At 65.2% G+C, this 24671-nt stretch carries 22 protein-coding genes and 1 pseudogene; 12 read left to right on the top strand and 11 right to left on the bottom strand.

Annotation, left to right across the window (positions count from 1 at the left end):
* Positions 1–194: 194 nt before the first annotated feature.
* The 5 genes from gltB (at position 195) to AC5FRW_RS13750 (ending at position 7169) form a co-directional block, all read left to right on the top strand.
* The gene (gene gltB / locus AC5FRW_RS13770; protein ID WP_493569034.1) at positions 195–4784 is read left to right on the top strand and encodes a glutamate synthase large subunit; all 4590 of its coding nucleotides are present in this window, start codon (positions 195–197) and stop codon (positions 4782–4784) included.
* 99 nt (positions 4785–4883) lie between these two features.
* Positions 4884–5171 (top strand): AbrB/MazE/SpoVT family DNA-binding domain-containing protein, encoded by a 288-nt coding sequence (locus AC5FRW_RS13765; protein ID WP_493569033.1) that lies wholly within the window; start codon positions 4884–4886, stop codon positions 5169–5171.
* 3 nt (positions 5172–5174) lie between these two features.
* A complete protein-coding gene (locus AC5FRW_RS13760) occupies positions 5175–5654 on the top strand; it encodes a type II toxin-antitoxin system VapC family toxin (protein ID WP_493569032.1) in 480 nt (159 codons plus the stop codon).
* A complete protein-coding gene (locus tag AC5FRW_RS13755; protein ID WP_493569031.1) occupies positions 5651–6145 on the top strand; it encodes an NUDIX hydrolase in 495 nt (164 codons plus the stop codon). Before AC5FRW_RS13760 ends, AC5FRW_RS13755 begins: the two co-directional genes overlap by 4 nt.
* A 37-nt stretch (positions 6146–6182) precedes the next feature.
* Complete coding sequence (locus tag AC5FRW_RS13750; RefSeq protein ID WP_493569030.1) at positions 6183–7169, top strand: NAD-dependent epimerase/dehydratase family protein; 987 nt, start codon at positions 6183–6185, stop codon at positions 7167–7169.
* A 63-nt stretch (positions 7170–7232) separates the two neighbouring features.
* Here AC5FRW_RS13750 and AC5FRW_RS13745 read toward each other — a convergent pair whose 3' ends face one another.
* Both AC5FRW_RS13745 and AC5FRW_RS13740 read right to left on the bottom strand, forming a co-directional pair.
* On the bottom strand, positions 7233–7355 hold the full coding sequence (locus tag AC5FRW_RS13745) for a hypothetical protein (RefSeq protein WP_493569029.1): 123 nt from the start codon (positions 7353–7355) through the stop codon (positions 7233–7235).
* A 65-nt stretch (positions 7356–7420) separates the two neighbouring features.
* Complete coding sequence (locus AC5FRW_RS13740; RefSeq protein ID WP_493569028.1) at positions 7421–8371, bottom strand: hypothetical protein; 951 nt, start codon at positions 8369–8371, stop codon at positions 7421–7423.
* Between the two features lie 161 nt (positions 8372–8532).
* On the opposite strand from AC5FRW_RS13740, the gene AC5FRW_RS13735 reads away from it, so the two are divergent.
* The gene (locus AC5FRW_RS13735; protein WP_493569027.1) at positions 8533–9591 is read left to right on the top strand and encodes an NAD(P)-dependent glycerol-1-phosphate dehydrogenase; all 1059 of its coding nucleotides are present in this window, start codon (positions 8533–8535) and stop codon (positions 9589–9591) included.
* Between the two features lie 117 nt (positions 9592–9708).
* Positions 9709–10134, top strand: a complete 426-nt coding sequence (locus AC5FRW_RS13730; RefSeq protein ID WP_493569026.1) for a low molecular weight phosphatase family protein — start codon at positions 9709–9711, stop codon at positions 10132–10134.
* 136 nt (positions 10135–10270) lie between these two features.
* Here the strand turns inward: AC5FRW_RS13730 and AC5FRW_RS13725 are convergent, their stop codons facing one another.
* The 3 genes from AC5FRW_RS13725 to AC5FRW_RS13715 form a co-directional block, all read right to left on the bottom strand.
* The gene (locus AC5FRW_RS13725) at positions 10271–10744 is read right to left on the bottom strand and encodes a hypothetical protein (RefSeq protein WP_493569025.1); all 474 of its coding nucleotides are present in this window, start codon (positions 10742–10744) and stop codon (positions 10271–10273) included.
* Between the two features lie 150 nt (positions 10745–10894).
* A complete protein-coding gene (locus AC5FRW_RS13720) occupies positions 10895–12718 on the bottom strand; it encodes a S9 family peptidase (protein ID WP_493569024.1) in 1824 nt (607 codons plus the stop codon).
* Between the two features lie 172 nt (positions 12719–12890).
* Positions 12891–13622, bottom strand: coding sequence for a YIP1 family protein (locus AC5FRW_RS13715; RefSeq protein ID WP_493569023.1), 732 nt, complete (start codon positions 13620–13622; stop codon positions 12891–12893).
* Between the two features lie 147 nt (positions 13623–13769).
* Between AC5FRW_RS13715 and AC5FRW_RS13710 the strand changes: the two genes are divergently transcribed.
* Positions 13770–14828: a glycosyltransferase family 4 protein gene (locus AC5FRW_RS13710; protein WP_493569022.1), complete on the top strand. Its 1059-nt coding sequence runs from the start codon at positions 13770–13772 to the stop codon at positions 14826–14828.
* Between the two features lie 92 nt (positions 14829–14920).
* Here AC5FRW_RS13710 and AC5FRW_RS13705 read toward each other — a convergent pair whose 3' ends face one another.
* The gene (locus AC5FRW_RS13705; RefSeq protein ID WP_493569021.1) at positions 14921–15535 is read right to left on the bottom strand and encodes a TetR/AcrR family transcriptional regulator; all 615 of its coding nucleotides are present in this window, start codon (positions 15533–15535) and stop codon (positions 14921–14923) included.
* 230 nt (positions 15536–15765) lie between these two features.
* Between AC5FRW_RS13705 and AC5FRW_RS13700 the strand changes: the two genes are divergently transcribed.
* The 3 genes from AC5FRW_RS13700 (at position 15766) to AC5FRW_RS13690 (ending at position 19604) form a co-directional block, all read left to right on the top strand.
* Entirely contained in the window at positions 15766–17232 is a 1467-nt protein-coding gene (locus AC5FRW_RS13700; RefSeq protein ID WP_493569020.1) for an MATE family efflux transporter, read from the top strand.
* A gap of 70 nt (positions 17233–17302) precedes the next feature.
* Positions 17303–17653 carry a DUF7344 domain-containing protein gene (locus AC5FRW_RS13695; protein ID WP_493569019.1) on the top strand — a complete coding sequence of 117 codons (351 nt, stop codon included), beginning with the start codon at positions 17303–17305 and terminating at the stop codon, positions 17651–17653.
* A gap of 88 nt (positions 17654–17741) precedes the next feature.
* Positions 17742–19604, top strand: coding sequence for a DEAD/DEAH box helicase (locus AC5FRW_RS13690; protein ID WP_493569018.1), 1863 nt, complete (start codon positions 17742–17744; stop codon positions 19602–19604).
* Positions 19605–19612: 8 nt separating this feature from the next.
* Here the strand turns inward: AC5FRW_RS13690 and AC5FRW_RS13685 are convergent, their stop codons facing one another.
* The gene (locus AC5FRW_RS13685; protein WP_493569017.1) at positions 19613–20707 is read right to left on the bottom strand and encodes a glycosyltransferase family protein; all 1095 of its coding nucleotides are present in this window, start codon (positions 20705–20707) and stop codon (positions 19613–19615) included.
* Between the two features lie 39 nt (positions 20708–20746).
* Positions 20747–21883 (bottom strand): MFS transporter, encoded by a 1137-nt coding sequence (locus AC5FRW_RS13680; RefSeq protein WP_493569205.1) that lies wholly within the window; start codon positions 21881–21883, stop codon positions 20747–20749.
* Positions 21884–22001: 118 nt separating this feature from the next.
* On the opposite strand from AC5FRW_RS13680, the gene AC5FRW_RS13675 reads away from it, so the two are divergent.
* On the top strand, positions 22002–22169 hold the full coding sequence (locus AC5FRW_RS13675; protein ID WP_493569016.1) for an HVO_0758 family zinc finger protein: 168 nt from the start codon (positions 22002–22004) through the stop codon (positions 22167–22169).
* 24 nt (positions 22170–22193) lie between these two features.
* On the opposite strand, the gene AC5FRW_RS13670 is transcribed toward AC5FRW_RS13675, so the two are convergent.
* From AC5FRW_RS13670 to AC5FRW_RS13660, 3 genes and pseudogenes are all read right to left on the bottom strand, one after another.
* Entirely contained in the window at positions 22194–23279 is a 1086-nt protein-coding gene (locus tag AC5FRW_RS13670) for an aldo/keto reductase (RefSeq protein ID WP_493569015.1), read from the bottom strand.
* Positions 23280–23311: 32 nt separating this feature from the next.
* The gene (locus AC5FRW_RS13665) at positions 23312–24493 is read right to left on the bottom strand and encodes a DHH family phosphoesterase (protein WP_493569014.1); all 1182 of its coding nucleotides are present in this window, start codon (positions 24491–24493) and stop codon (positions 23312–23314) included.
* Between the two features lie 59 nt (positions 24494–24552).
* Positions 24553–24671, bottom strand: a pseudogene (locus tag AC5FRW_RS13660) (IS6 family transposase); the annotation flags it as partial.

The following is a 24671-nucleotide window of genomic DNA, read 5'->3' as shown; positions in this document are numbered from 1 at the left end:
TTCTGCCCCGAACCTCCCGATTCCATGCCGGCTTCGTGCTGATCGCTCGTCCAGCGCTGCACGAGAACCTTCATTATCATCAGTTTTAGAATTATATTCATATATATGTGTATAATGAACCCTTATTGTATCAGGGAGGACCTATACTATCAGGGACAACCTCTTGAGGGCGTACGCGTAGTAACAGTATACATATGGTTGAGCGACAGCAGAGTGACCAGTCTGCGAGCGCTGCAGGGCTCGTGGACCCGACCGACGAACGGTCGAACTGCGGTGTCGGGGTCGTCATGGACCTCGACGGTGGGTCACACAACTGGGTTGTACAGGACGGTATCGAACTGCTGGAGAACCTCGAACATCGCGGGACGACCGGCGCAGAGAAGAACACCGGTGACGGGGCCGGTATCATGCTGCAGATTCCCCACGAATTTTTCGCCGACGAACTCGATGTCGATCTGCCCGCACCCGGCGACTATGCCGTCGGGACGCTCTTTCTGCCACAGGACGAGGAGACGGCCGCCGATCTGAAGGATCTCGTCGAGTCGACGCTGGCCGAGGAAGGACTGGACGTGCTCGAATGGCGGTCGGTGCCGACGAACAACGACGACCTCGGTGAGACCGCACTGGCGTCAGAACCGGACGTGGTGCAGGTCGTCGTCACCTCGGCGACTGGCCGGACCGGCGACGACTTCGGCCGACAGCTCTACGTCGGCCGCCGCGTCCTCGAAAACCACGTCGAGGAGACCGAACCCGAGGGCCACGAGCGCTTCTACGTCTGCTCGCTGGACCGCGAGACGGTCGTCTACAAGGGGCTGCTGAAGGCCGAACAGCTCCCGGACTACTTCCCCGAACTGACCGACGAACGGCTCCACTCGACGTTCGCGCTCGTTCACGCTCGCTTCTCGACGAACACGCTCGGCGCGTGGCACCTCGCCCACCCGTACCGCAACATCATCCACAACGGCGAGTTCAACACGATCCAGGGCAACATCAACTGGATGCGCGCTCGCGAGACGGACATCCAGAGCGACACCTTTGGCGAGCACAGCTCCTCGGGCCGCGACGGCGGGCAAAGCCCGCAGTCGGACATCGAGAAGGTCAAGCCGATCATCGACGACCCCGAGCAGTCCGACACCGCGAGCGTCGACAACGCGCTGGAACTACTCCTGCAGGACGGTCGCGACCTGCCCCACGCCCTTCGAATGCTCATCCCCGAAGCGTGGCGCGGCGAAATGAACGACGTGTCCGGCGACCGCCGTGATTTCTACGACTACCACGCCTCGGTCGTCGAGCCGTGGGACGGCCCGGCACTCGTCGCCGCCACCGACGGCGACCGCGTCGGTGCGGTGCTCGATCGCAACGGGCTTCGCCCGTGTCGCTACGACATCCTGAAGGACAACACGCTCGTGATGTCCTCGGAGGTCGGCGCGCTCGATCACACCGCCGACGAGATCGCAGAGCGCGGTCGACTCCAGCCCGGCCAGTGTTTCCTCGCCGACCCCGAGGAGGGTCGCGTCATCCCTGACGAAGAGGTCTTCGAGTCGATCAGCGACGACAAGTACGGCGAGTGGGTCGCCGAGGAACAGGTCGACATCACCGACATCGCACCGCGCGAATCGGACGCTCCGATGGGCGAGGTCGACGGCCTGCGCAGCCATCAGGCGATGTACGGCTACACCTACGACGAGGTCGACCACCTGCTCCAGCCCATGGCCGAGAAGGGCAAGGACCCGGTCGGCTCGATGGGTGACGACACGCCGCTGTCGGTGCTCTCGCAGTTCAATCGCCCGCTCTTTACCTACTTCAAACAGCTGTTCGCGCAGGTGACGAACCCGCCGCTGGACTACATCCGCGAGGAACTGGTCACCTCGCTGGAATCTCGACTCGGCTACCAGCGCAACCTCCTCGAAGAGACACAGGAACACGCACGCCAGCTCGTCCTCGACTCGCCGATCCTCACCGACGAGGAGACGGCAGCGATCAAAGAACTGGACGACAACGGGATGGAGTCGGCCGTGCTGGACATCACCTACGAGAAAGGCACCGATCTCCAGCAAGCGATCGAGGACGTGCGAGACGAGGCGACCGATATCGCCGAGGACACCGACATCATCGTCCTCTCTGACCGTGCGGCCGGTGAGGATCGGGTCCCGATCCCGAGCCTGCTCGCCGTCGGGGGGGTTCACCACCACCTCGTCCGCAACGGCCTGCGCAACCACGTCGGTCTCGTCATCGAATCCGGCGACCCGCGTGCGGTCCATCACTTCGCGACGCTGATCGGCTACGGTGCCGGCGCGGTCAACCCCTATCTGGCCTACCAGACCATCGACGACCTCGTCGCCGGACCGGACGGCGCGGACCTCGAAGCGGCCATCGACGCCTACATCACGGCCGTCGAGGACGGCCTGCTGAAGACGATGGCGAAGATGGGTATCTCGACGGTCGAGTCCTATCAGGGTGCACAGATCTTCGAAGCCGTCGGCCTCTCCTCTGATTTCGTCGCCGAGTACTTCGAGGGGACGACCTGCCGGACCGAAGGCATCGGCATCGACGAAGTCGAGGACGACCTCACCAAGCGCCACGACGTGGCCTGGAGCGAGGACGAACCGGAGATGCCACGACAGGGTGAGTACGAGTTCCGCTCGAACGGCATCCACCACCAGTGGAACCCCAGCACGGTCGGCAAGCTTCAGCAGGCGGTGCGGATGGGTGACTACGAAACCTATCAGGAGTTCGCCGAGGAGATCAACGACCAGCAGCAGAACCTCCAGACGCTGCGCGGACTCCTCGAATTCGACGACGAGGGCCGCGAGTCGATCCCGATCGAGGACGTGGAACCAGTCGAAGACATCGTCCAGCGCTTCGAGACGGCCGCGATGAGTCTCGGCAGTCTCGCGCCCGAGATGCACGAGAACAACGCCATCGCTATGAACCGTATCGGCGGCAACGCCAACACCGGTGAGGGGGGCGAACCGCCCGAGCGCTTCGGCACCGAAAAGGAGTGCACCACGAAGCAGGTCGCCTCCGGTCGATTCGGCGTCACCAGCGACTACCTCGCCGCCGCCGACGAACTCCAGATCAAGATGGCACAGGGGTCAAAGCCCGGTGAGGGCGGCCACCTGCCCGGCAAGAAGGTCAACGAGATGATCGCCCACGTCCGCTACGCGACGCCGGGCGTCGGCCTGATCTCGCCGCCGCCGCTGCACGACATCTACTCCATCGAGGACCTCAAACAGCTGATCCACGACCTGAAGGCGAGCAATCCCGAGGCCGACATCAACGTCAAGCTCGTCGCCGAGGACGGCATCGGCACCATCGCCGCGGGTGTCGCGAAGGCCAACGCCGACACGGTCCACATCTCGGGCCACTCCGGTGGAACCGGTGCGTCGCCGAAAACGTCGATCAAGAACGCCGGCCTGCCGTGGGAACTCGGACTGGCCGAGGCCAACCAGATGCTCGCCGCGACGGGGCTTCGCGACCGGATCAAAGTCACCTCCGACGGTGGCATGAAGACCGGCCGCGACGTGGCCGTCGCCGCCTTGCTCGGCTCGGAAGGGTACATCTTCGGGACCGCCTCGATGGTCACGTCGGGCTGTGTGATGGCCCGACAGTGCCACGAGAACACCTGCCCGGTCGGCGTCGCCACCCAGAACGAGAAACTGCGCGAGCGCTTCCCCGGCGAGCCCCAGCACGTCGTCAACTACATGACCTTCATCGCGCAGGAACTGCGCGAGATCATGGCCGAACTGGGCTTCGAGACCGTCGACGAGATGGTCGGGCGCGCACAGCTTCTCAAACAGCGCGACGACGTCGAGAACGAGAAGGCCAAGAAGCTGGATCTCTCGGGCGTTATCGCCGAACCCGCGGGCGACCAGCGCATCAAGACCCGCGAGCAGGACCACGACATCGACGAGGCGCTGGACTGGGATCTCATCGAGGCCGCCGAGCCGGCGCTCGAAAACAAGGAACCGGTCTCGATCGAGACGGAGGTCGACAATCTCCACCGCGCGGTCGGGGCGACCCTGTCGAACCGGATCAGCCGCGAGTACGGCAAGGCCGGTCTCGCGGACGACACCATCCGCGTCGACATGGACGGCACCGCCGGCCAGTCCTTCGGAGCCTTCCTCCAGCAGGGAGTCACCATGGAACTGGACGGCACCGCCAACGACTACGTCGGCAAGGGCCTGTCGGGTGGGAAACTGATCGTCACGACGCCCAAGACCGCGACGTTCGATCCGACCGAGAACATCGTCATCGGCAACGTCGCACTGTACGGTGCGACTCAGGGTGAGGCCTACATCAACGGGATGGCTGGCGAGCGCTTCGCCGTCCGCAACTCCGGTGTCAAGGGTGTCGTCGAGGGCGTCGGCGACCACGGCTGTGAGTACATGACCGGCGGTGCCATCGTCGTCCTCGGCGAGACGGGCAAGAACTTCGCGGCCGGGATGTCCGGCGGCGTCGCCTACGTCTACGACCCCGACGGCGACTTCGAGGGCAAGGCCAACACCGAGATGGTCACGCTCTCCCGCTCGCTGGAAGGCAAAGACGAGCAGATGCTCACCCGGCTGGTCGAGAACCACGCCGCCTACACAGACTCCGAACGGGCGGCCGACCTGCTCGACTCGTGGGACGGGGCACTCGACGACTTCGTGAAAGTGATGCCCGACGCCTACGCCGAAGTCATCGGCGAGCGCGAACGCGACGACGTGCGCAACGAACCGCCCGCCTCCGCCACGCCCGACGCTGGCGCGGCCGAGGGCGGTATCGCGACGAGCGACGACTGATCGAGACGAGTCCCAAACAGCTCGTTTTCGGTACCCGACGAGGTGCCACGCACAACACTTATTTATTTAAGCCGACAAGTGGGAGACAGGTGAATAAAAATGGGAGAGCGTGTCTCCGACGACGAACACGAATCACGGGGAGAGCGTGTCTCGTTGCACGTCGACGACCGCGGCCGTGTCACGATTCCCAAGAGAGTCCGCGACCGACTGGGGATCGAACCAGGGTCGGATGTTCCTGCGTGGCTCTCTGGATCGGTGCTGACGGTCGATCCTGCGCCGAGTTCGCAGATCGAAACGGCGAGTGCGGACCGAGGGCAGTGGGAAGCGTCGACACCGACCGACGCGGGTTCGTCGCTGTTCGGTCCGATGGGCGAGGACGACGCCTGATCGATGGGCGAAACGATCCCGCGCGGCGTCAAGATTCTCACCGACGTGAACGTGCTGGCGATCGGGCTGACCGACGACCATCCCGCCCACGAGTACGTCTGGCCGTGGATTCGTGACGCACTCGACGGACCGAACGTGTTGCTGCTATTCGACTACTATCCGTTTCGCGCTCAGTACATCATGACACGCCAGTTCGGCGTCAGTGAGACCGACGCCCGCAACGCCGTGCAATCCCTCGTCCAGAGTCCTGCCCGACTCGTTGGGGCCAGCGAAGGGGCGATACTCGACGCCTACGAGGTCAGCGCCGAACAGAATCACGACGTGTACGACTCGTTCATCGTCGCGCTGGCGCGGGAACACGATGCTGACTACCTCGTGACGCTCGATACCGATTTCGTGGACCTGTGTGTGGACGAGGCAGTTGAATATACCAACCCGGTTCCCGAGGACGAACTCGAAGTACTGTCGCTCACTGACGGATGACACTCGACCGAACCACGCCCGACGCACCACGCGAGTCCCAGACGATCCGACTCCCCGCCGAGACGCTGTCGTCCATGCGCGAGTGGGCCGTCACAGGGACCGGCCTCACCGCAGCGGCACGCGTTCGTGACCCGGATGGTCGGATCGCGTTCGTCAAGAACGACTGGTCTTCGGGGTGGGTCCCCCCGGGTGGGGCCGTCGAGCAGGGCGAGTCGCTCGCCGGAGCGGCCCGGCGGGAAGTCCGCGAGGAGACGACACTCGACGCCGACATCGTCGCGCCGCTGGTCGTCTTCGAGCAGTCCTACGTCGACGAGCAGGACGGAACGACGGCCTTCAGTGCCCAGTACGTCGTCTACGACGCGCGTGCCGACGGCCAGATCCCCGACGCGTCCGAACTCGGCGAGTCGCCGGGCGAGATCCGCGCTGGGCGGTGGTTCGAGACACCACCCGACGAACTCCACGACGGGGACCTCTTGGGCCGGTACCTGTAGGACCAACCGTTTTCCCGTCGCCGCTCGACCCCCCGGTATGGACTCCGTCTGTATCATCGGTGGGACGCGCTTCATCGGCCGGGCGACGGTCGAGGAATTTCGCGACAACGATTACGACGTGACGATCTGTAATCGCGGGAATCACGCGAACCCCTTCGCGGACGATCCGGCAGTGACACACGTCGAGGCCGACCGGCGCGACCGGAGCGACCTCGAAGCAGTGTGCGACCGCGTCGACCCGGACGCCGTGATCGACTGCGTGGCGTACTTCCCCGAGGACGTACGCGTGGCGACCGAGGTGTTCGCCGACGCCGAGGCGTACGTCTACGTCTCCAGTGGGGCCTCGTACGGCGTCGAGCGGGTGCCAAAGCGCGAGGACGAGACGCCGCTGTGTGAGTGTACACCCGAACAGGCGACGACCGACAGTGCGGCGACCTACGGCCCGCGCAAAGCCGAGGGCGACCGCGAGGTGTTCGCGGCGGCCGAGCGCGGGGTGCGCGCCATGAGCGTCCGCCCGACCGTGGTCTACGGGCCACACGACTACACCGAGCGCTTCGACTATTGGGTCGACCGGGTCGACAACCACGAGCGCGTCGTCGTCCCGGCCGACGGACACACGCTCTGGCAGATGGTGTATGTCGAGGATGTGGCGAGTGCGCTCCGAATCGTCGCCGAGGACGGCGCTGCGGGCGAGGCCTACAACGTCGGCGACGAGCACGCACCGACGCTGGGCCAGTGGGTCGACTTGCTCGCAGACGCCTGCGACACCGAGATTCAGACGGTCGGGGCAAGCGAGCGCGAACTCCGCCGTGGCGGACTGACGACCGACGAGTTCCCCATCTATCGGGATTCGCCCCATCTGTTGAGCACCGAAAAACTGCGGTCGCTTGGCTGGTCGTCGACACCACACGAGCAGGCGCTCGCACGGACGGTCGCCGAACACCGCGAGAGCGACCGCACCGGCCGGACTGAAGGCCCGGATCGTGAGCGCGAGGTCGCACTGATCGAGTCGCTGCTGGACTGATCGACACGCTCGACATTCCCCCTGTCACTCCGTCAGTGCCCGTGTTGACCCGTCTGCTGGCCGTCACACCCACTGTTCGAGGCAGTCGGTCGAACAAAACGCCAGATCGACGTTCGAATTCGCGCCCTCGACGTGTGCCCGGAGCGTGTACGCTTGATCGTCGGTGTCGCAGTTGACACAGGACATTGCAACCGACAGTACGAACGCCCCTCCTATTGTTATCGTGTGCTTACCAGTCTACTGTCGCTTCACTACACCTTCGCCCCGGCTTCGAAAAAGAAGACGACCGCTTCGCTGGTAGCCAGCAAGGACGCGTACGCCAGTGCGGGAACGAGCAGCGAGTCGGTGCGCTCGTAGGTGTAAGCCGCGACACCGAGCACCGTCAGATTCGCAAGTCCGAACAGCGCGCCGGTGACCGTCCCCATCGAAGCGATCCACTGGACGACGACGAGAAAGACGAACAGGACTGCCGGGCAGGACGCGAGTGCGCGCAGCCAGAGCCGTTCGAACCGCTTGTTGGCCCACAGCGCCAGCAGGACTGCGACCGCGAACAGCCCCAACGCCACGTAGCGGCTGAACTCGCCGACGCCTGTGTCGATACCGCCCTGATCGAGGACGAAGCCGGTCAGCAGCGTCGTCAGGACGATCGCAGTGTCGCTGTTGACCGTCCGCCGGAAACTGCTCTGGACGACGACCTGATTGACGAGGACGACGAGTGGCACCGTTGCGAACAGTTTTACGCCCAGCATCGTCGCGAAGGTACCGACCGACGCCCCGGGCCCGTATCGCATCATCAGTATCGAAGCCAACGACTGGCCGGTCAGGCCGCCCACCGTGTCAGTCACGAGCACCGAGAGAACGGGTGCACCGACCGCCAGGCCGATCAGCGATGCATCCTCGACTGCCGGGAGCAGTCGCCCGACAGAGAGTCCGCGGACGTTCACGTAGACGGCTGCGATCACGCCGATACTGACGATCAACAGACTGCTGGAGACGACTGCGCTCACCGCGAACGCACGGTCCCCGTGGACGCCGACGAGTTCCGCGACTGGCAGTCCGACGACGAAGTCTCCGACCGGACCTCGCCAGAAGACGAGCACCCAGAGTTGGACCACCAGCGCGACTCCGACGACGGTCAGTAGTTCACGAACCAGGGGGTGGTCCACGGGGAGGGACCGATCGAGGGAGGGCGTCGAGACCATGTGAATCCGATTACGAACCAGATAGTAAAAATGGAGGGCACGTTTCACGCTGCCGGGCCGATAGTGCGGTGTTCAAGCGCTGTTATCCCGGTTTTCACCGCCCGATCGCGGCGCTACCGGCCACGGCAAGTGTTTTTGCCCCTGCCGGACCACCCACGTGCATGTTCGAGAAAACGAGCTGGATCCGGCTGCCCCACAACGTCGTGGTGGGCCACGGGGTCCTCGACCAGACTGTCGCGGCGGTCGAGGACATCCACCTCTCGGGCCGGCCGCTGATCGTCGCCAGCCCGACACCCTACGAGGTGGCCGGTAAGCGCGTCGTCGCGCAGTTCGAGGATGCGGGCGCGGACCCGGCCGAAGTGATCGTCGAGAAAGCCAGTTTTCAGGCCGTCCAGTCGGTCATCGAGACCGCCGAAGAGGTCGATGCCGGCTTCTTGCTGGGTGTCGGCGGCGGGAAGGCCATCGACATCGCGAAGATGGCAGCCGACGACCTCGGACTCGGCTTCGTCTCGGTGCCGACGGCGGCCAGTCACGACGGCATCGTCTCCGGGCGCGGCTCGGTCCCCGAGGGCGACACGCGCCACAGCGTCGCCTCCGAGCCACCGCTTGCGGTCGTCGCCGATACGGAAATCCTCGCGGAAGCGCCGTGGCGACTCACCACGGCAGGGTGTGCCGACATCATCTCCAACTACACCGCGGTCAGGGACTGGCAACTGGCTCACCGGCTCAAGAACGTCGAGTACTCCGAGTACGCCGGCGAACTCGCCCGGATGACTGCGGAGATGCTCGTCGAGAACGCCGGGTCGATCAAGCAGGGACTCGAAGAGTCGGCGTGGATCGTCGTCAAGGCGCTCGTCTCCTCGGGCGTCGCCATGTCCATCGCGGACTCCTCGCGGCCGGCCTCCGGGGCGGAGCATCTCTTTTCCCACCAGCTCGACCGGATCGCGCCCGACGCAGCGCTGCACGGCCATCAGGTCGGCGTCGGCGCGATCATGACCGAATACCTCCACAGCGGTCCCAAGGGACAGTGGATCGACGTGCGCGACGCGCTGGCGTCGATCGGCGCACCGACGACGGCCGACGAACTCGGCATCGACGACGACACGGTGCTGGAAGCGCTGACGACCGCCCACGAGATCCGTGATCGCTACACGATTCTGGGCGACGGCATGAGCGAAGCCGCCGCCCGCGAGGCGGCGACCGTGACTGGTGTTATCTGAGACTCCCTTTTTCGGTCGTGTTGGACTGAACGATACCTGCGAGCGTTGTCGAGAGCTACAGAGCAGTATATAGGCCACATACGAGCGATAAAGACGGTGACGCGGAACGACACACGTATGCAAGACCAGTCGACGAAATTCGGATTCGTCTGCGTCCAGAACGCCGGCCGGAGTCAGATGTCGACGGCGTTTGCCGAGCGAGAACGAGAGCGGCGTGGCCTGGAAGACCGTGTCGAGATTCTCACTGGCGGCACCCATCCAGCCGACTCCGTCCACGAGGAGGTCGTTACAGTGATGAACGAAGTCGATATCGACCTCTCGGATCGGACGCCCCGGGACGTCTCGACTGCGGAACTCGAATCGTGTGACGTCGTCGCCACGATGGGCTGTTCGACGCTCGAACTCGATGCGGAGACGGTTGATGTCCGTGACTGGGCGCTCGACGACCCCGATGGGCAAGAAATGGACCAGGTCCGAGAGATCCGTGATGATATCCAACAGCGCGTCGTGGCTCTGTTCGACGAGTACCCTTCCGACGACTAAGACGGGATGTCTCCCGACGCGTCGCACGGTCGTCGCACGAGGAGTTTCGAGAGCGTGCGTCCGCTGAAAGGGCGAATCGATCACAGAGATTGAACAGTGCGGATTACCCGAACAAAAGCGCCGTACCCCGGTAGTGCTACACGAATTCGGGAATCTCGGGGTCGCCCTGCCAGACACCGTTCTGGAGCGACCCGCTGTCGTGGATGGCGTCTATGAGGACGAGCAGTCGATAGACCGTCTCGGCGTCGGGATCTGCTGCGTTCCTGACCCCGGCGATGGTGACCCGGACGACCTCGTCGATCTCACACTCGATGCCCGTCGATTCCCGCACGCTGGTGCACGCGCGCTCGATCAGTGACTTCGCGTCGTCGCCCACGCATCGCGGGACGCGCAATCGGCCGTCGTCGTCGACGTGTAACACCTCGCCGTTCTCGTTGCGGACGCGGACGTACACGTCGGCGACGCCCGCCTCGGCGCGTGAAACGGCGTCCTCGTACGCGTCGGGAGAGAGACGGAGCGTCGTCTGATTGACCGGGAACGAGCCGTGACGCTCCTGCAGGCAATCGATCCCATCACCGATCACGTCCCGGGACCCACCGGCCGTATCCATACCACGTTCTTGTGAGCCTGCCCAATAAAAGCAGCCAGTCGTTTCAGGTACCGAGAAACGCCCCCGCCACGCAGACGGAACGGTGTCGTTGCGTACCGGTGAGCGTCTCCCTCGTGGCGACTTCCCGGTACATCGCTACAACCGTCCGTCTCACACGTGGTTGTCGAGGAACTCGACCACGCGGGTGTAGGCCTCGATGCGGTTCTCGCGCTTGCTGATGCCGTGGCCCTCGTCGTCGAAGACGAGCAGTTCGACGGGGACGCCCTGCTCGCGGGCCGCGTCTGCGATCTGTTCTGCCTCGCCGACGGGCACTCGGGGGTCGTTCTCGCCGTGGAGGACGAACAGCGGCGCGTCGATTCGGTCAGCGCGGTTGATCGGCGAGATGGATTCGAGGAACTCCCGGTCGTCTTCGAGCGAGCCGTATTCGGCCTCTCGGAGCGCCCTGCGCCACGAGCCGGTGTTTTCGAGGAACGTAACGAAGTTGGCGATACCGACCACGTCGACGCCGGCCGCCCAGACCTCGGGATACTCCGTCATCGCGGAAAGCACCATGAACCCGCCGTAGGACCCACCCATCGCCACGAGTCGGTCCGGGTCGACCGCAGAGTGGTCGTGGAGCCAGTCCACGCCGGCGCGCAGGTCACGGACGCTGTCCATCCGGTTCTCGACGTTGTCCAGTTCCATGTAGTTCGTCCCGTAGCCCGTCGAGCCGCGGACGTTCGGCTCGAAGACGGCGTAGCCCCGCGAGAGGAAGTACTGGGTCAGCCCCGAGAAGGACGGTCTGCGCTGGCTCTCGGGACCGCCGTGGATGTCGACGATGACGGGCACACCCTCACCACCATCGCGGCGGGCGTCCTCGGGCGGTAGCGAGAAGAAGGCGGGAATCTCCCGGTCGTCGAACGTCTCGAAGTGGACGAGTTCGGGCGCGACGAACGTCGATTCGGGGATTCCGGCAGTCGCGGCGTGGGTCCAGCGCGTCGCGGTGCCCGTTTCGGTCTCGACGAGGTAGACGTTCGTGTTGACCGTGCGACCCGTCACCGTGACGGCGAACCGCTCGCCCGCCGGTCCCCACGAGACGCCGCCGGCGAGACCGCCCGGTAGGTCCGGCGTCGGGAACGTCTCGATGGTGGTCTCGTCGGCCAGTTCACCGACGGTCAGGTCGGTGTAGCCATCGACGTTCCGTGAGTAGGCCAGTCGCCCGCTGTCGACATCGACGGCGACCCCATCGACGTTCCACTCGTCGTCGACCACGACCTCGTGCATCGAGCCATCGAGGTCCAGCCGAGCGAGCCACCGCAGGTCAGCGCTGTCGTCGGTGACGAGATAGACCCCCTCGCCGTCGGGTGCCCACTGCGCGCTGCCGTAGCGGACGTTCCCCTCGTGGGGTGTGAGATGTGCCATCTCGCCCGAGTCGATGTCGAGGGCGTAGATGTCCTGATCGACGTTCGAGTACGCTTCACTGACCAGCAGGTGCTCGTCGTCGGGCGACCAGCCACCCAGCGAGAGCCAGCCGTCACCCTCGGCGACGAGTTCGGCCTCGGTGCTGTCGCGGTCCTGTACGTACACGTCGAACACTTCCTCGTCGCGCCGATTCGAGGCGAAGGCAAAGCGCTCGCCGTCGTGACTCCAGCCGCCCCACCTGTGTTTGGCGTCGGGCTGGTCTGTCAGCGCCGAGACGTGGCCGTCCTCGTCGAGGCGGAACAGCTGCATGCGTTCGTTGCCACCCTCGTCTTTCCCGAAGAGCAGTTCCGGTCGTTCGGGCGAGTACGAGACGAAGGCGACCGAATCGTCGTAGAAGGTCCGCTGCTCGGGCCAGCCACCGGGTTCGCCGACGGTCCACACCTGAAAGGTGCCGGTCGTGTTCATCCGAAACGCCACCTGCCCGTCGGGTCCAAGCGTCGCCCCCGTCGCGGAGCGGACGTTGAGATATCGTTCGAGATCGTACACGCGACATGGGAGGCAGCCAGCGGGCATAACGGTTTGGCGAGTGGCTCCCGCGTTGCGCTCTCATACGGATTCTTGTAGATCTCTACCGGATCGACCGCACGACACCGGCAGACTCCGTCCCTCGTCTCCCGAGCCCGGCCTCACACAGTTCGGCCGGGCAGTGTGCGGTCGACCGGGAAAACGGCGACACGAATCCGTATCAGGCCAGTCCGATCAGGGCGAGTAGCCCCATCACGACGATGGCGACGGCGGCGGCCGCGCCTCTGGAGACCGACCGGCCCCGTTCGAGCCCGAACGTCCAGATGGCGATACCCCAGAGCGAAGTCACCAGATTGATCACGAGCGCGGGGAGCATCCACCCGCTCATGCTGTCTAGCACCATCGACTGGAGGGCGGCGGGATCGGTTCCGGGCGTGATCGTCACCGGGTCCATCAGGAACCACAGCATTGCGATGCCCAGTGGCATCGTCACCAGCGACGGCGCGAACCCCCAGGCTGTGACGGCAAACGTCTTGCCGAACGATCCCTCGGCGTCGGCCAGCGCAGTGCCGACGTGCAACAGGACGGCGGTGATCGGAAGCACGAACACCATCCCGACGGCGACGAGACCGTACAGCTCTCCGAGCGCATCTCTGAGGATCGGATCGATGTCCTTCTCGATCTCCGCCGGGGCGTCGCAGTCGAAGGCGGAGCCGTTTGCCTGTTCGAAGGTGTCGTTCATCGCCCCGGTACAGAACGTGTCGGGTGGACGGTTGGGGTTGTCGACCACGATGGTGCCGTCGATTTTCGCGGTGAACACCGCACCGATGGCGGCGATCAGTGCGATCGAGCCAAGCACCACGATCACGGCGACGGCGAGGCCACGGCCGGCATCGGGGTAGCGGTTCGCGAAGTAGCGGTCGGGGCGGAGGAGGGGCGTGCGGGGAGCCATACGTGATGGCCTCACCAGATCGGATAAATGTCTTGTGAACGAGACGAGCGCCGGTGCTGGGAGGACATCATTACAGGAGCGATCACAGCCACCGACGGACAGGCCCGTAACGAATGGATTTTTCACGGGGCACGTCGACCCTCGGGTATGCGCGTGGCGTTCGTCTCGATGGAGACGACACAACACCGGGACACCGAAGGCTCTCGTCGGCTCGAACGGGTCGCCGGCCAGTTCGCCGACGCGGGCCACGACGTGTCCATCTACTGTGCCCGCTGGTGGGAAAGCGACCAGCGAACGTTCGAACCCGAAGACGTGACCTACCGTGCCGTCACGGCCAGTCCCAACCCCGTCGTCTTCGCCGCTCGCCTCCCAGTTCGCCTCGCCCGCCGGCCGCCGGACGTGATCCACGCTAGCCCCCGCCCACCGTGTGGCGTCGTCGGGGCCAGCGTCGGCGGCACGATCACCCGAGCACCCGTCGTCGTCGACTGGTTCGGCGACGAGGGCATCGATGGGGCGCGACTGGCAGATCGGGCCGCACGGAGTCCCGACTGCGTCGTCACGCCCTCGGAACTGGTACGGACGACGGTGCGCGAACACGGCGCCAGCAGCGACCGGACGACGATCATCCCGGAGTGTATCGACATGGACCAGATCCGTGCGACCGAACCGGCCGACACGGTCGACGTGGCCTTCGCCCATCCGCTCGACGAGAGTGCGAACGTCGAGAGCCTGCTGCTCGGGCTTGCCGAACTGCGCGAAAAAGACTGGTCGGCGACCATCGTCGGTGACGGCCCCCACCGTGAGGACTACGAGCGACAGGCCAGTGACCTGCGCATCGACGACCGCGTCGAGTTCGTCGGGGCCTGCGACCGCGAGGAACGCATCAGTATCTATCGGGGCGCACACGTCTTCGTCCAGACGGCCTATCGGGAGTACTTCGCCACGGAACTGCTGTGGGCGCTGGCCTGTGGCTGTATCGGCATCGTCGAGTATCAGGCCCACTCCAGCGCCCACGAACTGATCGAACACCGCGAGCGCAGTTTCCGGGTCACGAGCACCCAGCAGATGGCCGACGCCATCGTCGCCAGCGGTGACTTCGACCGCGAGACGATCGACGAGGGACTCGCCGACTTCGACCACGATGCGGTCCGAAAACAGTATCTCGACTGCTACGAGCGCCTGATCGACGCCCACGGTGTGCTCTGACGACGAACGTCAGACGGCTTCTCGTAGATCGTTCCCGGATCGACCGCGCGACAGTGTGCGGTCGACCGGGAAAACGGCGACAACAATCCGTATCAGGTGTCGGCCGATTCGGCTTCGTACAGCATCGCCTCGACGTACTCGTCTGCGAGTCGGCGTGTCGCTTCGAGAACCGCGGGGTCGTCGAGGACGACCGCTCTGGTGCGGGCACCGTCGACGATGGTCATTAGCGACCGCGCGACGTGATCGGCGTCCACGTCGGCGAACACGCCCGCAGCGATCCCGTCGGCGATCACCGTACTGAGCAGATAGCGCGTGTACTCGTCGTGTTGCTGGAACTTCTCACGGAACGACGCCGTGTACGGTGCCTGCCCCCGCATTTCGAGCATCGCCGTCATGAACCCGAACAGCGGGTCGTCGGGTTCGGTGAGGAGTCTGTCCAGTAGCATGTCGAGGCGCTGTTCGGGGTCGGTCGTCTCGACCTCGTGGACCGACGCGACGAACCAGTCGAGCAGGTAGTCGAGAAACGCCACCAGCAGGTCCTCTTTCGTGTCGTAGTGATAGTGAATCGCGGCCGTCGACTTCCCGTACTCGGCCGCGATCTTCCCGATCGTGAGGTCGGCGTAGCCGTGCATCGAGAGCGCGCGATAGGTCGCCTCCATGATCGCTTCTTCGGCCTCCGATCGATCGCCACCCGGGGAGTCACCCATCCTAATGGAAAGGTCACGGGTCCGAGTGAAAACAGTTGTGACCCGTTACTCGCCGATCCAAACTAACTGGTGTGTTAGTCGATACTGTCACTGAAGGCCGGAAAAAGCGATACTCTCGTCGCTGCGGGAAACTCCAAACGTTTTTGACTAATTAGTCAGTAAGTACTGGCAACGATGAACGACACGCACCGCCCGAGGGTCACGGGCACCGTCGACGGGGTGGGCCACTGATGGGACTGCGCAGCGTCGTCGACTCGCTGTTCAGGGGTCGTGACGAGTTCGATCTCACGTCCGGTGACATCGGGAAACCCCTCTTTTTCCTCTCGCTGCCGATCGTGATCACGAACCTCTTTCAGACCGCGTACAACCTCGCCGATACGTTCTGGCTCGGGCAGTACAGTACGGACGCGCTGGCTGCGATCTCGTTTGCCTTCCCGATGGTGTTCCTGCTCATCGCGGTCGGGATGGGACTCTCGGTCGCCGGGAGCGTCCTCGTCGCCCAGTACACGGGAAGCGGTCAGGAGCGCGAGGCCGAGTACGCCGCGTCACAGACCGTGACGTTCGCGCTCGTCGCGTCGGTCGGTCTCGGAGCGATCGGCTTCTTCTTCGTCGAGGAGTTCCTCGGCCTGATGGGCGCGTCAGCGGACGTGTTGCCGGTCGCCACGAGCTACATGGAAGTGATCTCGCTCGGCCTCTCGGCGATGTTCGGCTTCGCCGTGTTCATCGCCCTGATGCGGGGCTACGGCGATACGATCACGCCGATGCTCGTGATGTTTGGCTCGGTCGTTCTCAACATCGTCCTCGACCCGTTCCTCATCTTCGGGTGGACCGTCGTCGAGAACGCGCCGCTGATCGGCACGATAACGTTCCCGGAGATGGGTATCGAGGGCGCGGCGATCGCGACTGTCTTCTCGCGGACGCTCGCACTCGCCGTCGGTCTCGCGATCATGTTCCGGGGCGACAGAGGCGTTCAGATCCATCTGAGCGATATGGTGCCCAACATGACCTACCTGCGCCGCCTGCTCAAGATCGGCATTCCCGCGTCGATCGAGGGGACCGGGCGTGCGCTGTCGATGAACCTGCTCCTGTTCATCGTCGCGATGTTCCCCGACACCGTCGTCGCCGCCTACGGCATCGGTACCCGTGTCTTCTCGGTCATCTTCCTGCCGGCGATCGCCGTCGCACAGGGCGTCGAGACGATGACCGGTCAGAACATCGGTGCGGACAAGCCCGACCGGGCCGAGCGGGCGACGAAGCTCGCCGCAGCCGTCCTCTTTACCGTCCTGACGGCTGCTGGCGTCCTCGTCTGGTTCGTCGCCCCGGCGATCGCCGACGTGTTCACGACCGATCCGGCCGTCGTCGAGATCACGACGACGTTCCTGCGGGTCGTCGCGCTGACGTTCGGCTGTATCGGGATCATGCGGGCCTACACCGGCAGCTTTCGGGGTGCCGGCAAGACGCTCACCGCGGCGGCCATCTCCGTGTTCATGCTGGGTCTGGTTCGGTTCCCCATCGCGTGGATCGCCGCCGGTGACATCGGTCAGGACGGCATCTGGCTGTCCTTCGCCGTCTCGAACGTCGTCGGCGCAGTCGTCGCTTACGCGTGGTACCGCCGGGGCACTTGGCGTGAGAGCGACCTGACGGGCAGCGGTCTGGAGTTCGACGACGGCTTCGAAGCCACGCCGACCGACGATTGAAGCGACCCGCAGCAGGCCGTCTAGATCGGCCGTCAGAGTAATGTATTTGGATATGAATGTTCACTTGAATATGAACTCTGTCGACGAGATGCTCTCGCTACTGGTCTGCGAGCAGCGACGCCACGCCCTGTATTACTTGCGCCAGTGTGACGGGCCGGTCCCGGTCGACGAGATCGCGGCGGTGGTCGCGGACAGAACCGACGATCACGACGCGTCGAACGACCGCGAGTCGGACGACAGTTTGCTCGTCGAACTCCACCACGTCCACCTCCCGAAGGCGGCCCGGTTCGACTGCGTTCGCTACGACCCGGACGTGGAGATGGTCGAGTTCGAGTCACCGTCACCACTGCTCGGCGATCTCCTCGACGAACTGGAGACACTCGAACAGGTACCGGAACAGAACGGTACCGTCGTCTCGTGATTCGCGTGGGTTTGCTCGCCGGAGGCGGTCGTCTCCGTTCCCGGTGCCAGCCGAAACCCGTTTGCCCGTCGGTCGCTTCTCACCGGACGTGACAGACGCGGAGCAGTCGCCAGACGACCCTGCCACGGTCGAACTCGGCGACGTGTACGACGCCATCGACGCCGTCGGAAAACCACACCTCACGCCGACGGAGTTCGCCCGCAAGGCCGGCGTGTCCGCCGACGCGGCCCGTGAGGCACTGGAGCGACTGAGCGAGAGCGAGGAACTGCAACGCCAGTCCGTGACCGAAGCCGAGGCGGTCTATTACCCGCCCGACCTCGACGCCGTCACGGACCGCGAGCGCGTGATCGTCTTCCCGGACCGCCACGAGGTCGTCGTCGAGCACGCCGACCAGTTCACCCGCGCACAGCTGTCGCAGTTCGCCCACCTCGTCGACACCAACCGCGCCGGCGGTGCCATCTACGAGATCCGCGAGGAGGACGTGTGGCAGGCACCCTACGAGTCCCTCGACGACCTGCTCGCCACGATGCGGGACGTGTTCGGCCAGCGCTCGCCCCACCTCGAAGAGTGGGTACAGAGCCAGTGGGAGCGCGCCCGGAAGTTCCGACTCGTCACCCACGAGGACGGCTACACGGTCCTCGAAGCCGAGAGCGACGATCTGATGGGTAACGTCGCCCGCCAGAAACTCGACGACGACGTGTTGCGCGCCCCCATCTCCGATGCCGAGTCGTGGGTCAACGAGGACAAGACCGCACAGCTCAAGCGGACGCTGTACGAGGCGGGGTATCCCGTCCGGGACGACCGCGACTTCGACGAGGGCGACGCGCTGGCGGTCGAACTCCAGTTGCCCCTGCGCGAGTATCAGGCCGACTGGGTCCAGCGGTTTCGAGAGCAGGGGTCGGGCGTGTTCGTCGGCCCGCCCGGATCGGGCAAAACGGTCGCGACGATGGGCGTGCTCGACGCCATCGGCGGCGAGACACTGATTCTCGTCCCCTCCCGGGAACTGGCGAGTCAGTGGCGCGAGGAGCTACTGTTACACACCGATCTGGACGAGACGCAGGTCGGTGAGTACCACGGCGGCGAGAAGTCGATCCGCCCCGTCACGATTGCCACCTACCGCACCGCGGGGATGGACCGCCACCGGAAACTGTTCGACGAACGACGCTGGGGGCTGATCGTCTACGACGAGGTCCAGCACATTCCGGCCGACGTGGCCCGCCGGAGCACGCGCCTCCAGAGCAAACACCGACTGGGCCTGACTGCGACCCCAGTACGAGAAGACGACAAGGAAGAGGAGATCTTCACCCTCGTCGGCCCGCCCATCGGCACGGACTGGTCGGCGCTGTTCGATGCGGGCTTCGTGCAGGAACCGGAGGTGACGATCCGCCAGATTCCCTGGAGCGACGACGACATCGCCGACGAGTACGTCTCCGCCGTGGGCCACGGTCGCCGCCAGACCGCCGCCACGAACCCGGCGAAGATCGACGAGATCCGTCACCTGCTGACCGAACATCCCCACGCGAAGGCGCTGATCTTCGTCGAGTATCTCGATCAGGGCGACGCCATCGCCGAGACACTGGACGTGCCCTTCATCAGCGGCGAGACGCGCCACGCCCGCCGCGAGACGCTGCTCGACGAGTTCCGCCGGGGCCAGCGGGACACGCTCGTCATCTCTCGGGTCGGTGACGAGGGGATCGACCTCCCCGACGCCGAACTCGCCATCGTCGCCTCCGGGCTGGGTGGCTCACGCCGGCAGGGCGCACAGCGGGCCGGGCGGACGATGCGGCCGGTCGGCGACGCGATGCTGTACGTGCTGGCGACCCGTGGCACCGAAGAGGAAGACTTCGTTCGTCAGCAGATGCGCCACCTCGCTTCGAAGGGAATTCGCGTCATCGAGGAAGACGCCGAAGCCGTCGCTCAGCCAGTGAGCGAGGGCGACGGGACGGACTGAGCGCGTCGCTACTCTGTTGTGGTGTCGATCGCATCCCGAGAGAGCGACAGGACCGTCTCGGGTGCAATCTCGCAGGATGCCCACGCGGGCAATCGCCGGTCCTCGCCGGGTTCGGCGATACCACGGCCGTACTCGCGGACCTGCCGGCGCTCGCCCTCGGGATCGTAGTCGAGTCCGTTGAAGCGGGCGTCGGCGGCGTACTGCCGGACGAGGTCGTCGGCGGTGGTCCGGTACGCCTCTCGAAGTCGGTCGTAGTCGAGAGTCACACCGTGATCGTCGAGCACTCGGAAGAGCGCCTGTCCGACTTCCTCACACATGTCGCCCAGTCCCGCGGGACCGCCGACCGATCGGTGATCGTGCTCGTGGGTGCCCAGATCGACCTGTGCGCTGCCGGCGAAGCCCGCCGCGTCGTAGGCGTCGCCGAGCGTCCCGATCTCCAGCCCCCAGCCCGGCTGGGCGCGCAGCGACCGGATCACGTCGCTCGTGGCCGCGAACTCGCCGGCCAGCGCGTAGCGGAAGGCGAGCAGATAGTCCACGACCGGGTGATCGGTCGTCTCGTCGAGCGCGCGCAAGAGCGGCCGGACGAACAGGCGAAAGAGCCGCCCGTAGAGACGGCCGTTCTCGACGCGGGCGTAGTAGCCCTTGACGAAGTCGTAGTCGCCGCCGAGTGGCGAGAGAAGTTTGTCGACGTGCGTGGCCGTGTAGTTTGTCGTGTCGGCGTCGTGGACGGCGACGTAGTCGTGGCGAGCGGCCACGCCGAGTGCGAGCCACACGTCCCGGCCCTTCCCGGCGTCACCGGGCAGGCCACGCTCGCGCAGTCGCTCGTCGATCCGGGGCGCGTTACACCACAACACCTCCGCGTCGAGATCGAATCCGTCCATCCACGCCGTCACGTCCCCGACTCGCTCCTCGCTGGCCCGCAGCGCGACGTAGACCCGTTCCGGGTCGACCCGGGCCAGCGTCTCGAAGACGCGCTCGGCCGCGAGACTCGCGTGATCGCGCTCGGTCATCGGGACGACGACCGCCGCGTCGTCGGTCGGCGCCGTCGGGGTCGCCCCGCCGTAGTCGTGAAGCGTCGCGATCCGTTCCTGCACGTACTCCATTACCGTGTTCTCGACACCGCGCACGCAAAAGCGGCGTGCCTACGCGCGCGCACCAGTCGGCAGGTGACCGTCGACGTACAGGCCAGCGAGTGCGACGAGGACGACCGCGAGGACGGCCGCCAGCCCGGTGAAGATACTCTCGAACCCGTAGCCCGCCGAGGAGAGCGTCCCGACGATCGTACTGCCAGCGGCCTGAATGATCATCATTGTCCCGCTGTAGACGGCGTAAGCGCTCCCGCGGTGGTGGTCGGGCAGCGACCCGAGCAGGTAGGTGTCGACGGCCGGAAAGAGGCTGTGGATGACGTAACCGAGCACCGCGCTGAGGACGGCCAGCGCGAGAAAGCCCTGCACGACCGTCGTGGCGAACACGCAGATGAGGAAGCCGGCGATAATCGAGAGAATGTACGGGATCGGCGGGAGACGGTCGGCGAGACGACCGGAGAGGAAAAACGCCGGGACACCAGCGCCGAAGGCGACCGTCAGCAACTGATTGGCCTGTACACCGGTCAGTCCCTTCGCGAGGAAGTACTTCACGTAGAAATTGAACAGGCCGTTCCACACCAGCCCGGTGACGCCGATGACGGCGACGCCGGCGAGGATGATGCGCCACTGGTGGCGCGCCGCGGCGAGGAACGCCGTGTCCTCGTCGCCGGCGTCGGGCATCTCGGTCCTGCGAGCGGTGAGTGCGAAGGCGATCCCGGCGAGGACCGCCGCGACGGCGATCGCCCGGAACACCGTTCGCCAGTCACCGACGGCGAGTGCGACGACGACGATGGTCGGCGCACCGACGGCCGCGAGCTGGCTGGCGGTGCCTTGGACGCCCATTGCAGCACCGACACGGTCGGGAAACAGCTCACTCGCCAGCGGATTGGCGGCGATGAAGTACGCGCCGCTGGCGAGTCCCATCAGGAACGCGCCGACCGTTATCGTCGCCACGCTGTCGGCGACGGAGGTGGTGACGGCGGCGGCGGCCAGCACGCACGCCGACGTGAGGATCACGACCTCCCGCGAGAGTCGGGTCAGCAGATAGCCCGTCGGGATGCGCGGGACGGCACTGCCAAGCCACGCAAGCGTCGCGATCGTGCCGAGGGCGGCGTCGTTGGCCCCGAGGGCACCGCCCAGTGGCTCCAGCAACGGCGCGAACACGACTCTGGCGAGGTTCACGAGAAAGACCATCCCGAGGAGCGAGCCAAAGACTGTTCGGCGTGACACGCTAACTGATTGGTCAGTCAATGTATCAAAACCTTCCGGTCCGGCGCGACCCTTTATACCCACGGCGCTTGCAGGACATGACATGGACTCAGTACGGACGGGACTTCGTTCGGGGGACTTGGAGAAGGACAACTACGGACGGCTCGCCTGTACGAACTGCGAGACCGAGCTTGCGACGCGCAACGAACCCGACGAAATCGGCAAGGTCAGAGCCTGTCCCGACTGTGGCACCGAGTGGAAGGAGATGTAAGCTCGCGGCCGTTTTTATCGCCGGTCACTCGAAGATGGCGTCGAACGCCGTCGCTCCGAGGGGTTCGTACCGACCGGCAGCGACGTTTTCGACGACGTGTTCCGGCGATCCCATCCCGACCAGCGAGGCCGTCACTCCCGGTGCCGACCGGGCGAAGTTGATCGCTCGCTGGACGCTGGTCTCGCCGTCGAGTTTCGCGGCGACTTCGTCGGGCAGTCCCGCCGTAAGCTGGCCCTGCATGATCGAGGCGCTCGTGAACACCGACAGCTCTGCCTCGTGAGCGAACCACAGTGCCGACTGGGTTCCGTCGGCACCCTCGTGGGCCTCGACGGTGAACGCGTCGGCCATGCTGACGTTGAACGGCAGTTGTATCCCGCGGAAGCCGGTCGTGTCGTTGCCGGCCGCATCGGCCGCAGCCCGTGCTCTACGGACGATCTCGGGAAGCGAGAGGTAGCTGTCGTGGTCTTCGGGTACGCGCAGGGCCTCCCACGTCGCGACGCCGTAGTGGCGGATGTCACCGGCCGCGCGCCGTCGTTCGAGGCGCTCGAAGGTGGCTTCGAGTTGCTCGTACACTGCCTCGCGTGACTTCGCTTCGAGCTGTGTCTCGGGGTTGTGGACGTAGTAGAGATCGATCGTGTCGAGACCGAGGTTCTCAAGCGAGCGATCCAGCTGGTCGTCGATGAACCCCGGTGCGATACAGTGCTGGCCGTGAACGAGATCCTCGCGGTCGACGATGCCAGTGTCGAGATACTCGGTGCGGACGAACGCACCGGGATCGTCGGGCCGCTCGCCGTCGAAGGGGACGAACCCGCCTTTCGTCGCCACGAGAACCGCCTCCCGGTCGACCGGACTCTCGCGGACGGCGTCGCCGACGACGCGCTCGGACCGCTGGTGACGGTAGTTGATCGCCGTATCGACGACGTTGACGCCCGACCGGAGCGCGTCGCCGATCGCTTCGCGGTAGCGGTCGTCCTGCTCGTCGGTCGCCTCGCCGAGATAGGTCCCGACGCCGATACTTGAGACGACACAGTCACCGAACCGCCGGAAGTAGGTTCGTGCGAAGTCCTCGTGGTCGTCTCGATAGGCCCACGTCGCCGACTGTGTTGCCATAGCCACGCTTTGCTCCCCGCGGGCAAAAACAGTTAGATGTCGCCCGCCATCGCGTCGAAGAGGTGGCCCTTGAAGTCGGGCATCGCCACGCCGCTGCCGGGACCGATCCCGTTCATGTGATCGATCGAGAGCTGTCCGCCGCCCATCCGGGCGTGGCCCCCGGCCGATCCCATCGGGATGTCCTCGACGACGGTTTCGAGGACTTTGCCCATGTGGACGCGGTCGTCGCGCGACCGACCCGAGAGATGCAGCGTGTCGCCCTTCTGGCCCATCACGACGACGGCCGTCACACCTTCGAGTCGGAGGAGTTCGTCGGCGGCCTGCGGGATGGCGTCGACGTTCGATATCTCGCCCACGTCGCTGACGGCGAAGGCGTTGCGGATCTCGCGATTCGTGATCGCACGCGCTTTCACGTCCAGCACTTCGGCGTCGACCTGCGGATTCGCGATCCGGTCGAGCAGGTCTTCGTCGATCCCCTCGTAGAGGTATTCGGACGCTTCGAACTCCGCCGGGCTACAGCCCTTGGTGAGCTGTTTCGTGTCAGACTGGATGCCGTAGAGCAGTCCCGTGGCGACTTCGGGGTCGATGTGGTCGCCGTCCGGATCGACGCTCGTGTCTTCTTCGGGATCGACGAGTTCCCAGTCCAACGACTCGAAGTATTCGGCGAAGATGGTCGCACACGCGCCGTAGTCGGTCCGAACGTCGGTGTACCGCCCGCCCTCGCCACCGCCGGGGTGGTGGTCGATCACGGCGAGCGGGTCGATCCCGTCCGCGCCCGGGAACCCTCGCGCTTCGTTGTGATCGACGAGCACGACGTGCTCTTCTTCGAGCTCACTCGCAGCTTCGATGCGGTTGAAATTGAGGTCGAGAACGGTCTGAAACGCACGATTCTCCTGATGTCTGATCTGGCCGGGATAGTACAGCCGTACGTCCGAGCCAGCCCGCGTCGCCAGTTTCTCCGTCGCGAGCGCACACGACATCGCGTCCGGATCAGGGTTCGGATGCATCAACACCGCCAGTTCGTCGGCCGAGCCGAGCAGCCGCTGCAGGCGTTCGCCCGGCGTTCGGCGAATTCGACCGACCGCCATCCGAACACCAACGAGGAATACCAACAGCCCGACGACGACCAATGCGGCCAGCAACGGTGACTCACGTGCGAACGTCGAGACGTTCTCGACGACCCGCTGGAGGCCACCCACTTGCCAGAGCGGCATACGAACTCAGTTTTCACTGCCACTGGATAAGAAGGTTCCCCCGACCTGTGTGGTAGTGTTCAGATTAGCTGATTCCATGCGAAGCTGAATGATCTGAGCCAGTCGTCAGCTGTGTCTGGATCGACGTGGCTGAAACAGTTTGAGAACGAAGAGGTTCGTCTTTTCACTTCTCGAAAGA

It is taken from the genome of Halomicrobium sp. HArcht3-1, assembly GCF_058933345.1.
The sequence above is the reverse complement of the archived record's forward strand: the minus strand, read 5'-3'. Positions and strand labels throughout refer to the sequence as shown.

Bases quoted from the DNA above. Each gene is read 5' to 3' on its own strand.
- gltB (WP_493569034.1), top strand. From the start codon at position 195: ATGGTTGAGCGACAGCAGAGTGACCAGTCTGCGAGCGCTGCAGGGCTC.
- AC5FRW_RS13765 (WP_493569033.1), top strand. From the start codon at position 4,884: ATGGGAGAGCGTGTCTCCGACGACGAACACGAATCACGGGGAGAGCGT.
- AC5FRW_RS13760 (WP_493569032.1), top strand. From the start codon at position 5,175: ATGGGCGAAACGATCCCGCGCGGCGTCAAGATTCTCACCGACGTGAAC.
- AC5FRW_RS13755 (WP_493569031.1), top strand. From the start codon at position 5,651: ATGACACTCGACCGAACCACGCCCGACGCACCACGCGAGTCCCAGACG.
- AC5FRW_RS13750 (WP_493569030.1), top strand. From the start codon at position 6,183: ATGGACTCCGTCTGTATCATCGGTGGGACGCGCTTCATCGGCCGGGCG.
- AC5FRW_RS13745 (WP_493569029.1), bottom strand. From the start codon at position 7,355: ATGTCCTGTGTCAACTGCGACACCGACGATCAAGCGTACACGCTCCGG.
- AC5FRW_RS13740 (WP_493569028.1), bottom strand. From the start codon at position 8,371: ATGGTCTCGACGCCCTCCCTCGATCGGTCCCTCCCCGTGGACCACCCC.
- AC5FRW_RS13735 (WP_493569027.1), top strand. From the start codon at position 8,533: ATGTTCGAGAAAACGAGCTGGATCCGGCTGCCCCACAACGTCGTGGTG.
- AC5FRW_RS13730 (WP_493569026.1), top strand. From the start codon at position 9,709: ATGCAAGACCAGTCGACGAAATTCGGATTCGTCTGCGTCCAGAACGCC.
- AC5FRW_RS13725 (WP_493569025.1), bottom strand. From the start codon at position 10,744: ATGGATACGGCCGGTGGGTCCCGGGACGTGATCGGTGATGGGATCGAT.
- AC5FRW_RS13720 (WP_493569024.1), bottom strand. From the start codon at position 12,718: ATGCCCGCTGGCTGCCTCCCATGTCGCGTGTACGATCTCGAACGATAT.
- AC5FRW_RS13715 (WP_493569023.1), bottom strand. From the start codon at position 13,622: ATGGCTCCCCGCACGCCCCTCCTCCGCCCCGACCGCTACTTCGCGAAC.
- AC5FRW_RS13710 (WP_493569022.1), top strand. From the start codon at position 13,770: ATGCGCGTGGCGTTCGTCTCGATGGAGACGACACAACACCGGGACACC.
- AC5FRW_RS13705 (WP_493569021.1), bottom strand. From the start codon at position 15,535: ATGGGTGACTCCCCGGGTGGCGATCGATCGGAGGCCGAAGAAGCGATC.
- AC5FRW_RS13700 (WP_493569020.1), top strand. From the start codon at position 15,766: ATGGGACTGCGCAGCGTCGTCGACTCGCTGTTCAGGGGTCGTGACGAG.
- AC5FRW_RS13695 (WP_493569019.1), top strand. From the start codon at position 17,303: ATGAACTCTGTCGACGAGATGCTCTCGCTACTGGTCTGCGAGCAGCGA.
- AC5FRW_RS13685 (WP_493569017.1), bottom strand. From the start codon at position 20,707: ATGGAGTACGTGCAGGAACGGATCGCGACGCTTCACGACTACGGCGGG.
- AC5FRW_RS13680 (WP_493569205.1), bottom strand. From the start codon at position 21,883: ATGGTCTTTCTCGTGAACCTCGCCAGAGTCGTGTTCGCGCCGTTGCTG.
- AC5FRW_RS13675 (WP_493569016.1), top strand. From the start codon at position 22,002: ATGGACTCAGTACGGACGGGACTTCGTTCGGGGGACTTGGAGAAGGAC.
- AC5FRW_RS13670 (WP_493569015.1), bottom strand. From the start codon at position 23,279: ATGGCAACACAGTCGGCGACGTGGGCCTATCGAGACGACCACGAGGAC.
- AC5FRW_RS13665 (WP_493569014.1), bottom strand. From the start codon at position 24,493: ATGCCGCTCTGGCAAGTGGGTGGCCTCCAGCGGGTCGTCGAGAACGTC.